The organism is Enterococcus nangangensis (assembly GCF_005405245.1).
Taxonomy (GTDB): domain Bacteria; phylum Bacillota; class Bacilli; order Lactobacillales; family Enterococcaceae; genus Enterococcus_J; species Enterococcus_J nangangensis.
Genome location: NZ_BJDR01000007.1, coordinates 26,059 through 41,436, shown reverse-complemented (window position 1 = coordinate 41,436; position 15,378 = coordinate 26,059). Strand labels below are relative to the sequence as shown.

Below are 15,378 nucleotides of genomic sequence, written 5' to 3'. Positions count from 1 at the left end.
TTTTCATTTTTTAGTCTAAATGGAAAACTTCTGGTAAGTCATAACTGACAGGTGAATTGTCAGGATTCGTTTCCATCACGTCTTTCATAAAGTCCCACCACTTACGATTAATAGCGGTGTCGGCCATTTCCCCCCACAACTTTTCATCCGTAATTTCTACATAACCAAAAAGTTGACTGGTTTTTTTATCTAAGAAAATGGAATAACTTTTTAAACCGTGCGCTTTCAACTCCGCCGCCATTTCTGGCCACAACTCGTTGTGGCGTTTTTCATACTCAGCATGACAATCTGGATAGACTTGCATACAAAATGCTTTACGAATTGTATTCATCTTATTTACCTAAATAGCCAGGATGCGGCGTAACACCAAAAGCATTGGCTAAGGCCCAAAGATTTTCATCAGTAATGGTTTGTTTTACGCCGCCTTGTGCTTGAACGTACGTGTAGACTTTGGCTGCTTTTTCAGCTGTTTCGATTAAGCCGAAGACTTCATCCATCGTTTCCCCAGCGCCATAAACACCGTGTTGCGGCCATAAAACTAAACGCGTTTCTTTCATTTTTGCAGCGGTTGCTTCGCCGATTTCATTAGTTCCAGGCACCATCCAAGGAATAATAGAAATACCTTCAGGGAAAACAACTAAACATTCCGTACACATTTGCCATAACGTCCGGGTGAAAGCTTTTTCGTCTAATTCATGGGTGAAGGTCATGGCTAACAAATGGCTAGCATGGTTGTGCATCACAATGCGGTGCTTAGGATCGACGGCTAAACGGGCAATGTGACTCATTAAGTGACTAGGAAGTTCACTAGTTGGGACAGCATCGTTTTCTAAGCCCCATAATAAATCTAATGTTTTACCATCTTCACAAATGCGGATGATGCCCATATTTTCAGCAGGCGCTTTTTCCACATTTTTAAAATATTTACCAGAACCAGTGACGATAAAGTAACGACCTTTTAAAGCAGAGGCATCAAAAATCATGGGAATTTGACGGACAACTTTATTTACATCGAGAAAAGGCGTCACGTCTTTTTCGTCTAACAAGTAAGAAACGTTCCCACCGTTACGTTCATCCCAACCTAAGCGGTATAAGTTAGCCGTTGTTTCCATCATTTCTTGGACATAAGGGGCCGTTAAAATATCTAATTTTTTCATGATTGTTCTCCTATCTTTTGGCTAAAACATTTTTTTCGTAATTTTTAACTTCTTCAAACCAATCTAAGCCAACAGGCACATTGTTTTGTTCACAGTAATAATTCCAGACATCCGCAAATGGGAAATCTTTTAATTCTTCAGTGAAGACTAAACGTGTCGTAAAGTCGCCGGCCAATTCTTTTTCTTTTAAGAAAGCAGTTGGTTCCAACATCGCTTTTAATAAAGCTTTTTGCGTATTGCGCGTTCCAATCACCCAAGCGGCTACCCGGTTAATGGTGGCATCAAAAAAGTCTAAACCAATATGGGTTTTTCCTAAAAGATCGTTACGGACTAATTCTTTACCGATTTCTTGTAACTCATCATCCATAATAACTACGTGGTCAGAATCCCAACGTACGGGGCGAGAAACGTGTAACAAAATACCTTTGCTAAATAAAGCTAAAGAAGAAAGTTTGTTAGAAATTACTTCCGTTGGATGGAAATGGCCAGCATCCAGACAAACTAATTTGTCCCGCGTTAAGCCATAACCCATATAAAATTCATGGGAGCCTACAGTATACGCTTCAGCACCTAAACCAAAAAGTTTGCTTTCTACCGCATCTAAGGTGTATTCATCCCCAAGATCTTCAGCAAAAATTTCATCTAGTGCTTCCATCAAACGTTTGCGAGGGGTGTAACGATCAATGGGATTATCTTTATAACCATCTGGTACCCAGAAGTTATTGACACAGACTTGCCCTAATTCTTTCCCAAAGTAAGCGGCAATTTTGCGGGAACGTTTGCCGTGTTCAATCCAGAAATCCCGGACTTCAGGATCAGGTGACGCTAAAGTGAAACCATCTTTAAACATCGGATGGGAGAAGAAGGTTGGGTTAAAGTCTAAACCTAAACCTTGTTCTTTAGCCCAAGCCACCCATTTTTCAAAATGTTTGGGTTCAATTTCGTTTAAATCTACTTTTTCATCTGTATCTAAATAAATAGCGTGTAAGTTTAATTTATGTTTCCCAGGAATTAAAGAATAAGCTTCTTCTAAATCTTGACGCAATTCAGCAGGCGTCGTCGCTTTACCAGGATAATTTCCTGTTACGGAAATTCCACCGCTTAACGCTTCATCGCTTAAAAAGCCTTGCACATCGTCTCCTTGCCAAACGTGCATGGAGATTTTAACGTCCGCCAAACGTTTTAAAACTTCGTCAGTGTCGACGCCAATTTCAGCATAGCGTTCTTTGGCTTGTAAATATTGATCAGTAACTTTAGACATGTTGTATTGCTCCTTCTTGTAAGAATTTTTCATAAGCTGCTAGAGGAACAGCTTGGTTAGACTGGGGGGTAAAAACTTTTTGCGGGAAAGATTGTTTTAACACGTGGCGCGCTTCAGTGACATCTTTAAGTTCGCCGGTGGCTAACATTTGCATCATGACATTCCCTAAAGCGGTAGCTTCCACGGGACCGGCATAAACGGTGAGTCCGCTGGCATTAGCTGTCAATTGATTTAAAAATTCATTTTGACAACCACCACCCACAATATTTAAACTGGTGAGGGGTTTTCCTGTCAGCTGTTGTAACTCTTTCAACTCTTTGGCGTAACACAAAGCCAAGTTATCATAAATGGCTCGTGCTAGTTCACCCGGTGAAGTGGGTACTTTTTGTTGCGTTTTGCGACAATAATTTTGTAAAGCCGTCACCATATTATCGGGATGCAAGAAATCATTGTCGTTAACCTCAATAAATTGGGCAAAAGCAGGTTCTTTTTTCGCTAGTTCCACAAACTCAGCAAAAGAAATATTGCCATCAAAGTTACGAGAAACTTCTTGAATCAACCACATACCCATAATATTTTTCAAAAAACGATAGGTGTGGTTGACGCCACCTTCATTCGTGTAGTTAGCGGCAAAACTTTCAGGATTAGCGATGGCCGTCGCATTCTCACTACCTAGTAGCGACCACGTGCCACTGGATAAGTACGCCCAGTTTTCGTCAGCTTCTCCTGGCGTTGCTAAAACCGCCGACGCGGTATCATGAGAAGCAATCGCAATCACGGTCACTGCTGGTAAATCAAAACTTGGAAACTGCGCCGCGTTTAACTTACCTAAAATGGTGCCTGGTTCCACAACTGGCGGGAACAAGTCACGGGAAATATTTAGAACCTTTAATAACTCTTCGTCAAAGTCATCTGTTTTTAAGTTAATTAATTGAGTGGTAGATAAGTTAGTTTTTTCTAACGCTTTGACACCGGTTAAGCAGTAGTTCAAATAATCAGGAATCAACAATAAACTTTGCGCTTGGGCTAAGCGTTGCGGTTCTTCTTTCCACAATTGGAACAACGTATTAAATGGTAGGATTTGAATCCCGGTCTTTTCATAAATCTGCGCAATGGGGAACACTTGATTCATTTCCACAATAGCATTTTCCGTACGGTCATCCCGATACGCAATCGCCGGTCCTAGCCGCTTACCTTCAGCATCTAATAAGCAGTAATCCACTGCCCACGTGTCAATGCCCAACGTACACTGGGTAATCCCTTGCTTTTTCGCTTGGGCTACACCAGTTAAAATTTCTTTTAAAAGACCATCCACGTCCCAAACTTTATATTTGCCTTGTAACGTGGCGCCATTTTTAAAACGGTGGAGTTCCGTCAATGTAATTTTACCAGTGTCATCGCGTTGACTTAACATCACGCGACCGCTGGATGCCCCTATGTCCACTCCTAAATATGCCTTCATCTTTTCACCTCGGAAGTGTTGTTATTCTTTACTATGTATCCGTTTCACATCCTTAATTTAAAACAAATTAAAGACTTTTACATCAAACGATTTTGAGATATAATTGCACTATCTTGGCAAATAAGTTTGCGCTGTTTTTTTAACAGCCCTGCCAAAATATGTTTAAGAAATGAGGGCTTTGGATGAACTACTTTCAAAATGCTGACTACTCTTGGTCGGAGGACTCCCTGCGCTACATTCACACGCCATCGCAAAAGACACAGGAACTTTTTTACTATATTCAAGAGATTGGTCACTTTAAGGCCTTTCCGCCGTACTTTACGGAGCGGGCCGGCTTGCCTTCTTACTTAATGAAGTTTACCCTCAAAGGCCAAGGGGAATTAACGTATCACGACGAAACCTTTACCTTAGACGCCGGCTCGGTTTTCTTCATTGACTGCAAGGACTATCAGTACTACCACACTAAAAGTCGTGACACCCCTTGGGAAATGGACTGGATTCATTTTTCTGGTGGCAATACCGGGCGCTTTTACCAAGAATTTATGCGCAGCGGTAAAAATGTTTTCCAAGTTACCGGTAATCCGCAAGAAAATGCCTTGCATTTAATTATGCAGCAACTCTTAAAATTGCAAGACCACCCTAACGCCAAGTCGGAGTACCAAGCTTCCGTCTTGATTCACCAACTTTTAAATGAACTCCTCTTGCAAAAATTTCAACAGGATTTTACCGAAGAAGACATTCCCGCCTATATTTTGGGGATGAAGGATTACTTAGACACCCACTTCCAAAAAAATATTACGTTGGACTCTTTAGAGCATCGCTTCCATTTAAATAAATTCCAGTTGAATAAGGAGTTTTCTTTTTATATGGGCTTGCCCCCCATTGACTACGTGATTTCCAAAAAAATTTCCTACGCCAAAGATTTATTGCGCTACACTAAAGAAAATATCCAAACCATTTCGGTGGACTGTGGCGTTGATAACCCCGCCTACTTCTCCCGCCTCTTTAAGAAAAAAACCGGCTTTAGTCCTAGCGAGTATCGGAAGATTAATTAAGGACTTCCTTCTTAGCTTGAAAATTAGTTGCGCCTAACTTTTTTTTAAGCCAAGAAGGTTTTTTCTTTGACTTTATAATAATTCTAATGTAACACTATTGAGTGGGAATGCCCGAGAAAATTTTAGGAGGTCTTTGTTATGTCATTAGTTGGAAAAAAAATCGGTGAATTTAGTGCTGAAGCTTATCGCCAAGGAGAGTTCATTACGGTTAGTCACGAGGATTTGTTAGGCCATTGGTCAGTAGTCATGTTTTATCCTGCAGATTTTTCTTTTGTCTGTCCAACTGAATTAGAAGATTTACAAACGCAATACCAAACATTAAAAGAGTTAGGGGCTGAAGTATATTCTGTTTCCACCGATACTCACTTTGTTCATAAAGCTTGGCATGATCACTCCGCAGCTGTCGGAACAATTGAATACACCATGATTGGTGACCCTTCACAAAAAATTTCTCGTTTATTTGACGTTTTAGATGAAGAAGCAGGCCTTGCCCAACGGGGAACTTTCATCATTGATCCTGAAGGTGTCGTACAAACGATGGAAGTCAACGCAGACGGCATTGGCCGTAACGCTTCTGAATTAATTGATAAAATCAAAGCTGGTAAATACGTAGCCGCACACCCTGGGGAAGTTTGCCCGGCCAAATGGAAAGAAGGAGAAGAAACTTTAACACCCGGTTTAGATCTCGTAGGTAAAATCTAAGGAGGTCATTACATGTTAGACAAAAATTTAATTGCTCAACTTAAAAGTTATTTAGCGCTATTAGAAGAACCCGTGGTAATTGTCACTGACTTTTCTAGCCGTGAAAAAGAAGCACAAAAAGTCGCCAGCTTTTTAAATGAAGTCGTGACTCTTTCTGATAAATTATCTTTAGAAACAGGAAATTTCAGTCGACAACCCGCTTTTGGTTTAAAAAAGCCTCACGATGAAAATCCCCGGCTAGTTTTTGCCGGACTGCCTTTAGGTCATGAGTTTGCTTCTTTTGTTTTAGCGTTACTGCAAGTTTCTGGTCGCCCGCCAAAAATTAGTCCTGATGCTCTAACTCAAATTCAAAGCATCGCCACGCCTTTAAACTTTGAGACTTATGTCAGTTTAACGTGTCACAATTGTCCTGATGTAGTACAAGCTTTAAATATTATGGCCGTCTTAAATCCCAACATTACTTCTACTATGATTGAAGGAGGGATGAATCGCCCTGAAGTTGAAAGCAAAAACGTTTTAGCCGTTCCTACTGTCTTTTTAAATGGTGAAGAATGGGCCAATGGTCGTATGTCTTTAGAAGAAATCTTAGAAAAAGTTTTACAAGCAGCTGGTCCTAGTCACGTAGCACCGGAACTTTTAGCCACTACCTTTGATATGCTAATTGTCGGCGGTGGCCCTGCTGCCAGCAGCGCAGCCATTTATGGCGCTCGTAAAGGCTTAAAAGTCGCCATGGTGATGGGTCGCTTTGGGGGGCAACCCTTAGAAACTCTAGGAATTGAAAATATCATTGGTACACCTTACATTGAAGGGGAAACCTTAATGGCTAACGTGGAACAACATGTTGCTAAATACAATGTTCCTTTAATTAAAGGTCACCTGGCTGAAAAGCTCACGAACCAAAACAATTTGAAAGCTTTAACTTTAGACAACGGCGACGTTTTAAAAGCTAAAACTGTTATCTTAGCTACTGGTGCTCATTGGCGGGCTATCGGCGTGCCTGGTGAAGAAGAATTTAAAACGAAGGGCGTTTGCTACTGTCCTCACTGTGATGGTCCTTTATTTACAGATAAAAAAGTAGCAGTCATTGGTGGCGGGAATTCTGGTATTGAAGCGGCTATTGATTTAGCTGGAATTTGCCAAGAAGTCACCGTTTTAGAATTTTTACCTGAATTAAAAGCAGATGATGTACTGCAAGAAAAGCTAGCAACTTTAAGTAATGTCCGCGTAATTACTAATGCCGCCACTAAAGCAATTACCGGCCAGCAAAAAGTGGAAAGCATTCAATATGAAAATCGCACAACAGGTGAACTCCAGCACCTAGATGTTGCAGGCGTCTTTATTTTAATTGGCCTCCAACCTAATACTCATTGGCTACAAGATACCCTTGATTTAAATTCCCGAGGAGAAATTGTAGTGGATGAGCACAACACGACGAGTCTTTCTGGCGTTTTTGCTGCGGGAGACTGTACAACCGAACCTTATAAACAAATTGTCATTGCTATGGGGTCTGGTGCTACGGCAGCCCTTAGTGCCTTTGACTACCTGATTCGTCAAAAGTAATAACAAGAAACGCCTCATTAAAGTTTATTGGCCAAAAACTTTAATGAGGCGTTTTTTTAGTTACACCGCAAAACTTTTAACACCTTCCATAAATCCTTTTTCCAAAGGGTTATCTTTACTCAAAATTTAGAAAAGGTGCTATGCTCGACTCATAATAAAGCTTTGGAAGGAAAGGTGTCATGATGAGTAACGAAGCACAGGAAAAGTCAGCAGCCCACTATGAAGACTTGCATCCAAATGAAGTCTTCGACGCTCTGGCCACCCGCGCAACGGGTCACACAACAGCGGAAGTGGCAACGCTGCAACAAAAGTATGGAGCTAATGAAATCGCTGAAGTAAAAGGTGAATCCACCATCATTAAATTTTTAAAGAACTTTATTAGTTTGATGGCGATTTTACTTTGGGTAGGCGGTGCCGTAGCATTTTTTTTCACCGACACGCCGCAACTAGGGATTGCCATCTGGTTAGTCAACGTGATTAACGGGCTCTTTAGTTTTTTCCAAGAAAATAAAGCCAGTAAAGCAACGGAAGCTTTGAAAAAAATGTTGCCACAATACGCGCGAGTGGTGCGTAACGGGCAAGAAGAAAAGATTTTAGCCGAAGACTTGGTGCCAGGAGATATCATGTTGATTGAAGAAGGCGACCGCATCTCGGCTGATGCCCGCTTGATTGCCACCACCGATTTACAAGTCAATCAGTCCGCCTTAACTGGGGAATCTAATCCCGTGCGGAAAAATGAACGGCCAGTTTTCCAAAAAGATTTAGCCGTCTTTGAAATTAAAAATCAAGTCTTTGCCGGCACCACTGTTTCTGCCGGTAGCGGACAAGGGGTAGTGACTAATATTGGGATGGCGACGGAGTTTGGGAAAATTGCCGGCTTAACTCAAAGTATGGAAGAAGTGAAGAGTCCTTTACAAATTGAGCTAGATAAACTCACTAAACAAATTTCCATTATCGCCGTTTCCATCGGGATGTTTTTCTTAGTGGCAGCTGTTTTATTTGTGAAACAACCCGTGGCGCAAGCCTTTGTCTTCTCCTTGGGGATGATTGTCGCCTTTATTCCTGAAGGCCTCCTCCCTACCGTGACCTTGTCCTTAGCCATGGGGGTGCAGCGGATGGCTAAAGAGCACGCCTTAGTCAAAAAACTTTCTTCGGTAGAAACGTTAGGCTCCACCTCCGTGATTTGTTCCGATAAAACAGGCACCTTAACGCAAAATGAAATGACCGTCAATCACGTCTGGTTGCCCCATGAAGAATTAACAGTCACCGGACTTGGGTACGCACCTACTGGCGATATTTTAGCCGGCAGTACAAAAGTCAGCGCCAAAACCGATACGAATTTGCAATTAATTTTAACGGCAGCAGCTCTTTGTAGTAACGCGCGGGTCTTGCCCCCTGATGAGGAGCATCCTCGTTATACCGTCTTAGGAGACCCCACGGAAGCTTGCCTTGGAGTGGTGGCGGAAAAAGCAGGACTAACCTTAGCTGATTTAGAAAGAGATCTGCCGCGTTTGCGGGAATTGCCTTTTGATTCCAGTCGCAAACGCATGACGACCATCCATCAATTAAAAGAACCTTTAGCCGGCAGCAAACGCGTCGCCTTTACTAAAGGTGCACCGAAAGAAACTAGTGAGCTTTGTCAGACGATTGCTGTTAATGGTGAACTGCGCCCCATGACTGCAGACGACCGTAAAAAAATTATGGCCGCCAACGACCAATATGCTAGAAATGGCTTGCGGGTTTTAGCGGTGACTTACCGCCCTCTCGATAATGCTTCCGACTTACCCAAAGCCATGAGTGCTTACACGCCAGAAAACATCGAACAAGATTTAACCTTTGTTGGTTTAGTCGTGATGGCCGATCCTCCGCGGGTGGAAGTGGCCGCTGCGGTGGAAAAATGTCGTCAAGCTGCCATTCGCATTATTATGATTACCGGTGATTACGGGTTAACAGCAGAAAGTATTGCCAAGCGCATTGGCATTGTCCAAGGTGAACATCCGCGGGTGGTGACTGGTCAAGAGCTGGCTAAAATGAGCGACGAAGAACTAAAAACGGCTTTAGCTGACGAAATCATTTTTGCCCGGGTGGCTCCGGAACAAAAATATCGCGTGGTGACTAATTTACAAGCCATGGGGAAAGTTGTCGCCGTAACAGGTGATGGTGTCAACGATGCTCCGGCTTTAAAGAAAGCCGACATTGGGGTCGCCATGGGGATTACCGGTACGGATGTCGCCAAAGAGTCCGCCGATATGATTTTAACTGACGATAACTTCGCTTCGATTGTGCGAGCAGTGGAAGAAGGTCGGGCCGTTTACAACAATATTCAAAAATTCCTGCTCTACATCTTTAACTCCAACATGTCAGAAGCCGTGCCTTCTGCAGCGTTCTTGTTTTCCCGCGGCTTGATTCCTTTGCCTTTAACTGTTATGCAAATTTTAGCCGTTGACTTAGGGACAGATATGATGCCTGCTTTAGGGCTAGGCACGGAAGATCCAGAACCGGGCATTATGGAACGGCCACCGCGGAAGCTTTCTGATTCCTTGCTAAATAAAAAAATCGTCATTAAAGCCTTTTTATGGTATGGCTTACTGGAAGCAATTATTTCCATGACTGCTTACTTTTATACCAACTGGCTGAATGGCAATACTTTCCAGACTTTAGCTAGTAGCGGCGTGGAATACCGGCAAGCCACCACCATGGCCTTAGGCGCGATTATCTTTTGTCAAATTGGAGCGGCCATGAACTGTCGGACCGAGAGCCAGTCTGTTTTTAAACTGGGATTATTTAAGAACCGTTTGATTAACCTAGGGATTATTTTTGAAATTTTGTTATTCTGTGCATTAACGTATCTGCCGTTTCTCCATCAATTGTTTAACACTGCACCCCTTGGTCTCCCCCACTGGATTTTCCTCATCTTGTGTCCGGTTCCCATGGTGTTGTTGGATGAATTAAGAAAGGCACGGCTGCGTCGCAAAAATCAAGGAGGGCCAGTACTATGAAAATCATTATTGTCGGTTGTGGGCGCCTAGGCTCCGGCTTAGCTATGGAGTTAGATCGCCTCAAGTATGAAGTCACCGTCATCAGTTCCCAACCTCAACAATTTCGCGCTTTAGGAGATGACTTTAACGGTCACACCTTAACTGGGGTAGAATTTGACCGGGAATTATTGGAAAAAGCTGGCATTATGCGGACAGACGGTTTGATTACTTGTACGGAAAGCGATGAAACCAACGCCTTAGTAGCCCGCATCGCCCGCAATCATTATCGGGTCCCGAAAGTCATCGCGCGCTTGTATGATCGGCGGAAAGTTGATATTTATAACGCTTTAGGTATTCAAGTCATCGCTACTACGCAATGGGGCATCGCCCGCGCCAAAGAGCTTTTGACCTTTAGCCATTTGGAAAGTGTCTTAAGTATCGGCAACACGCCAGTGGAAGTGGTGCGGGTGAATATCCCAGCGCTCCTAACTAGGCGCACCATTCAAGAAGCGTTTCCCATGAACGAAGTCCGGGTGGTGGCCTTGAGTCGCGGCAACGACTCCTTTATTCCCGCCAACAACACCTTACTGCAAGAACACGATACCCTTTACCTAGCGGCCCAAGCCGAAGCGATTCATGAAATCCGCCGCGTCTTACAATTTTAAAGGAGAGAGACACCATGAAAATTATTATTATCGGGGGCGGCCAAGTAGGTTCTTACGTGGCTAAGTTAATGTTAAAAGCGGGCAATCAAGTCAAAATTATCGAGCAGCGGGAACGAGTCATTCGCTTTGTGGAAGGAGAATTTCCTGCTAACGTCTTAGTAACTGGCGATGGTGCCGACCCGAATATTTTAGAAAAGGCGGGCATCACTGACGCAGACGTGGTAGCAGTGGTGACTGGTCAAGACGAAATCAATCTGGTAGCCGCCACCATTGCAAAATTTGAATTTGGTGTCGAGCGCGTGATTGCCCGAGTGAATAATCCCAAAAACGAATGGCTCTTTACCGCCGAAATGGGTGTCGACGTGAAGATTAGTCAAGCCAGTTTACTGGCGCGAATCATTGCCGATCAAATTGATATGGAAAACATCGTCACTTTAATGCAACTCAACCACGGCGATAATTCCATCGTAGAAATTACCGTCAATCACGGGGCGGAAGCCGAGAACCTACCTCTGAAAAAAATTCCTATTCCGCAACAAACCGTTATTGTGGCCATTCAGCGCCAAGATGAAAATATTCCCGCCCGAGGTGAAACGATTTTGCGGGCTGGCGATCATTTGATTGCTTATACTCCCACTAGCGAAGAAGCCGCCTTACACCGCTTGATGCGCTAAAGCGACAAAAAAATCCTGAAAGTTCCCTGCCCCTAAAAGGCGTTAGGGGAAACTTTCAGGATTTTTTATTTTAAGTCGCGCTTTAATGCCTGCAGCTCTTCATCCCGAAGCTCAGCATTGGAATAGCGCGCTTTTTGGTACAGCTGTCGCAAATTTTGCGCAGCGTTAGGTTTTAATTTTAATTCCGCCGTCAAAGTCGTCGGGGTATCCCCAGGGCGGACCATTACCCGGGCTTTTTTTACTTGCCGCTTAAAAAGACGGCGAACTTTTTTCCGATTGCTGCTCTCTTTTTCCGGCGACGACCTTTTAGTTAAAGGCGCGCTACCGACAACTAAATCGGCGAGGTCAGCGTCTAGCCACGGCTGAACTTCTTCCTCCTTAGGCTTAATTTTTTGCACCGCGTGATAAATGCCCACAATTAAAAGAGTCACTAGCACGGCGCCTCCGACCCACGGCAATAAGAAAGTCACGATTTTTTCCAAAATTTGCCAAAAGGCTGACCACTTGGAATCTGGCTGTTGGGCCTTTAACGCCGCCATGATGTTGCCTGACTTGTTACTTACCGGCGGTGTACTAGGTAGCGTAATGTCGACTTTTTTGGTGGTGGTGGAAAAGTGCCACGGCGTAAAGGTAGCAAAGGGACGCCAAAGCGTGAGGGTTATAAAGAGTAGGCCCGTTATGCCTAAAAAACCCACTAGGAAATAGTGCCACTGCCGCTGCACTAATTGTTGAAAAATTTTTAAGGGAAAGTCTGTGGTGGACTGCCCAAAAATTTCCGCTGCTTGCACTTCTGCTTGATAGCGCAACAAACACCAGACAAGTAAGCTAATAAAAAACAATAACGTGGCGGCAATCCGGGTGAACTGTAAATTTTGGAGATAACCCAGCACGTAAAAAACGCCACTAAGACTAAGGTAAAAAAGAGGCAAGCGTTGTTCCTCTTGAACTAAAGCTAGAGCTAAACTCAACAGCACCACTAGTGTATCCCAAATATTTAACGGACGCACTAGCACAAAGAGCACACCAAAAGCCAGCGCGAATAAACTGCGTAACAACAAAGGATAACGTAAAGCTAAGCGACTACCGCTGTAAAATAAAAGCAGTGCGCCGACCCAACTAAGCCAGGTCACTTGATTATTTTGGTGCATCGCCGTTTGTAAACTGTAGCCCGCTAGCCAGACAAAACCACTTTTTAAAAAGGCTAACAACCACGCTAAAGATTTAGCACTCCTCATACGGGTCGCACCTCCCAATATTGTTCCATGGCCGAACTTTTTTCTTGTAAGGCGGCCTTTTCCACCACCGTGAACCAGAGGGCGGCCCCTTGACTTACTTGTTGTAAGGCGGCTTGATGTTGCGCCTTTTCTTGATTGGCGTAAGACACCACCACCCAACTGACCGCATCACTAGTTAGTGGGGAAAATAACCCTTGTCGCGGACCACTCTTTTCTGCTACGACGTAAGCCAACTGCCGAAAAATTGCCAATGAATTAAATACTTGGCCTGTTGTGAATAAGTTAGCTCCTGCTTCATCACAGGCGTTACTCGTAACTGTTACTTGCCACCCTAGTGCCGTCGCTTGTTGAGCCAACGTCGCCACTAAAGAAAGCTCTTCTTCCACAATTTTAGCCAGTTGAAAATGATAGGGTTGCGGTAATTCCAAAATAATCCGTAAACTTCCTTGGGCGACGGGTTGATATTGATTGACTACTAAATTTTGTTGTTGCGCCGTTTTTTTCCAGTTAATTGCCCGATAAGGATCCCCTGGTTGATAAGTGCGCAAGCTAAAAAAGCGCAGCGGGTCTTGCGTCAAAGAAATTTTAGCTAAGAGATCCCCTAAACCCATTTGATACCGTTCAAAAAATTTTTCTGGTGGCACTAAAGCTGGATAAACAAGAATATCTTTTTGCATCGGATAGACTTTTTGATAACGAGGCGTGAAAAAAAGGTTACGACTGTGAACTACCAGCGTCCTTAGGGGATACGCCCCCCGCTTTTCCGCTTTTAAAGGAAAGCGTCGCTGCAAAAAACTCCCGCCAGCTAGAGCAAAAATTTGGTGAAAATCATTGACGGGAACACTGTGTTGCATTTGGCGATCCACTAAAGCAATGCCGTTAGCTTTAAAAGGAATCGTCAATTGTAAAAAAGGCAGTGGTAAACTTTTGCGATTTTCTACCTTTTCCGTTAAAGAAAAAGTTTCGCCACAAAAAATTTCAGTAGCACTTAATTGAATCACCACGAACAACTCTTGCTCCCACCGGCGCTGAAAGTACTGCTCTAAGCCCCACAGGAAGCCCAAGCAGACTAAAGCAATGATTACTAACACAGCCAACATCTCCTCACATCTGATAATCCGCTTTCATTTTTCCTATTTTACCACGATTTAGGTCGCTAAATAATGAAAAAAAGAAGAAGATTCCTCTTCTCCTTTTTTTCGATAAATGGCCGCTCACACCTGAAGCAATCGCCCTTTACCCTTCGTACAAAATATGCGCTTGGCGCAGCGCTGCTTTTAAGGCGTTGACCTCTTCAACGGTCGGCGTAATCACCGTGTGTAAATGGACGCCACCTGTCAAGCTAGACAATAAGACGCTGTCAGTGGCGGCAAGTTCGGCCATAAAGTTTTCGATGTCTTGGGGCGTTTTAATATAGAGGCTGCCCTTCAGTTCGCCATATAATGGATGCTCTACTAAGACGTCCACGACTTCTGCGCCGCTGGCCACCATAATTTGTAACTCTTCTGCCGTTTGTTCCGGCGTATGGAGGCAAGCAATTTGACTGACAATCCCCGGTGTCTTAGGAGCATTTAATAAATAGCCGCGAGCAGTTGCCGTAATCTCTTGGCCACTAGCTCGTAATAAGGCCACGTCCCCCACAATAATTTGGCGACTGACCCCCAGCTCTTTGGCTAAACGGCTCGCCGATAAAGGACCATCTTGTTTTGCAAGCTGCGCTAAAAGATGCTGGCGCCGCTCTTCCCCTTTATTATTGGTCATGCGCGTCCCCTCCTAAACCTAAAGCGCCTTGATAGTCTTTGGATGCTTCCATAATTTTAACAAAAGTTTCTCCTAAGTAGCGTTGGCTTAAGTCGGTCGAATCCGTAACATACTTGGCGACAACTTCTTGTTCCCGTTGACTATTTAAAATCGGTAAGCCGGCTGCTTTTTTCGTAGCGGCAACTTCTTTCACCACTGCTAAACGTTCTTTCAGTAACGGTGCTAATTGTTGATCCAAGCGGTCAATTTTTTGCCGCAATTGGGCTAACTTTTCTGTGGGTGTTGCCACCGGTGCTTCATTATCTACCGCGATCGTCTTTAAGACCCGCGCCGGATTACCGCCTAATACAACGTTATCGCCAAATGATTTCGTCACCACCGCGCCACTTCCTACCACAACATTATTGCCGAGGGTCACGCCAGGTAAAATGACCGCACCGCCACCGAGCCAGGCATTATCGCCAATTTTAATCGGTTTGCCGTACTCTAAGCCGCTGTTGCGTTTCACTGGTTCTAACGGATGAGTTGCCGTATATAATTGTACATTAGGACCAAACATACAGTTGTCACCAATGTGAATCGGACAAATATCTAACAAGATATTATCGAAGTTACAATAAAAATTTTCTCCGACAAAAATATTGTAGCCATAATCAAAACGCAACGTTGGTTCCACATAAATTTGTTGCCCCGTTTTGCCAAAAATTTCTTTAGCTAAGGCGCTGCGCCGTTGGTTGTCGCTTTCCCCATTTAACAAGTGCATCACTTGTCGCGCCCGCGTGCGGTCGGCCACTAGTTCTGGATCTTGGGAAAAATAAAGTTCCCCCGCAATCATTTTTTCTTTTTCGCTTAAAAATTTCTCAGTCAT

At 43.8% G+C, this 15,378-nt stretch carries 14 protein-coding genes; 6 read left to right on the top strand and 8 right to left on the bottom strand.

The features are described from left to right. Positions 1–10 precede the first annotated feature (10 nt). The 4 genes from rhaM to rhaB are packed head-to-tail and all read right to left on the bottom strand — an operon-like array spanning position 11 to position 3,880. Entirely contained in the window at positions 11–331 is a 321-nt protein-coding gene (rhaM, locus tag FFM57_RS03820; RefSeq protein ID WP_137599192.1) for an L-rhamnose mutarotase, read from the bottom strand. 1 nt (position 332) lies between these two features. After that, positions 333–1,157: a rhamnulose-1-phosphate aldolase gene (gene rhaD / locus FFM57_RS03815; protein WP_137599191.1), complete on the bottom strand. Its 825-nt coding sequence runs from the start codon at positions 1,155–1,157 to the stop codon at positions 333–335. A gap of 10 nt (positions 1,158–1,167) precedes the next feature. Beyond that, the gene (gene rhaA, locus FFM57_RS03810) at positions 1,168–2,418 is read right to left on the bottom strand and encodes an L-rhamnose isomerase (RefSeq protein WP_137599190.1); all 1,251 of its coding nucleotides are present in this window, start codon (positions 2,416–2,418) and stop codon (positions 1,168–1,170) included. Then, positions 2,411–3,880, bottom strand: a complete 1,470-nt coding sequence (gene rhaB / locus FFM57_RS03805) for a rhamnulokinase (protein ID WP_137599189.1) — start codon at positions 3,878–3,880, stop codon at positions 2,411–2,413. The genes rhaA and rhaB overlap by 8 nt, the downstream gene beginning before the upstream one ends. Positions 3,881–4,062: 182 nt before the next feature. On the opposite strand from rhaB, the gene FFM57_RS03800 reads away from it, so the two are divergent. The 6 genes from FFM57_RS03800 (at position 4,063) to FFM57_RS03775 (ending at position 11,514) form a co-directional block, all read left to right on the top strand. Then, a complete protein-coding gene (locus tag FFM57_RS03800) occupies positions 4,063–4,935 on the top strand; it encodes an AraC family transcriptional regulator (RefSeq protein ID WP_137599188.1) in 873 nt (290 codons plus the stop codon). Positions 4,936–5,073: 138 nt separating this feature from the next. Further along, entirely contained in the window at positions 5,074–5,637 is a 564-nt protein-coding gene (ahpC, locus tag FFM57_RS03795; RefSeq protein WP_137599187.1) for an alkyl hydroperoxide reductase subunit C, read from the top strand. A 12-nt stretch (positions 5,638–5,649) separates the two neighbouring features. Then, positions 5,650–7,197, top strand: coding sequence for an alkyl hydroperoxide reductase subunit F (gene ahpF, locus FFM57_RS03790; protein WP_137599186.1), 1,548 nt, complete (start codon positions 5,650–5,652; stop codon positions 7,195–7,197). Positions 7,198–7,379: 182 nt separating this feature from the next. Further along, the gene (locus tag FFM57_RS03785) at positions 7,380–10,196 is read left to right on the top strand and encodes a cation-translocating P-type ATPase (protein ID WP_137599219.1); all 2,817 of its coding nucleotides are present in this window, start codon (positions 7,380–7,382) and stop codon (positions 10,194–10,196) included. After that, complete coding sequence (locus tag FFM57_RS03780) at positions 10,193–10,840, top strand: potassium channel family protein (protein ID WP_137599185.1); 648 nt, start codon at positions 10,193–10,195, stop codon at positions 10,838–10,840. Before FFM57_RS03785 ends, FFM57_RS03780 begins: the two co-directional genes overlap by 4 nt. A gap of 14 nt (positions 10,841–10,854) precedes the next feature. Then, positions 10,855–11,514, top strand: coding sequence for a potassium channel family protein (locus FFM57_RS03775; RefSeq protein WP_137599184.1), 660 nt, complete (start codon positions 10,855–10,857; stop codon positions 11,512–11,514). A gap of 65 nt (positions 11,515–11,579) precedes the next feature. Here FFM57_RS03775 and FFM57_RS03770 read toward each other — a convergent pair whose 3' ends face one another. From FFM57_RS03770 to FFM57_RS03755, 4 genes are all read right to left on the bottom strand, one after another. Further along, on the bottom strand, positions 11,580–12,749 hold the full coding sequence (locus FFM57_RS03770) for a DUF4129 domain-containing protein (RefSeq protein WP_137599183.1): 1,170 nt from the start codon (positions 12,747–12,749) through the stop codon (positions 11,580–11,582). Next, positions 12,746–13,840 carry a DUF58 domain-containing protein gene (locus FFM57_RS03765; protein WP_170999879.1) on the bottom strand — a complete coding sequence of 365 codons (1,095 nt, stop codon included), beginning with the start codon at positions 13,838–13,840 and terminating at the stop codon, positions 12,746–12,748. Before FFM57_RS03765 ends, FFM57_RS03770 begins: the two co-directional genes overlap by 4 nt. Before the next feature lie 145 nt (positions 13,841–13,985). Continuing rightward, positions 13,986–14,510, bottom strand: a complete 525-nt coding sequence (locus FFM57_RS03760; RefSeq protein ID WP_137599181.1) for a transcription repressor NadR — start codon at positions 14,508–14,510, stop codon at positions 13,986–13,988. Further along, a complete protein-coding gene (locus FFM57_RS03755; RefSeq protein WP_137599180.1) occupies positions 14,500–15,378 on the bottom strand; it encodes a chorismate mutase in 879 nt (292 codons plus the stop codon). Before FFM57_RS03755 ends, FFM57_RS03760 begins: the two co-directional genes overlap by 11 nt.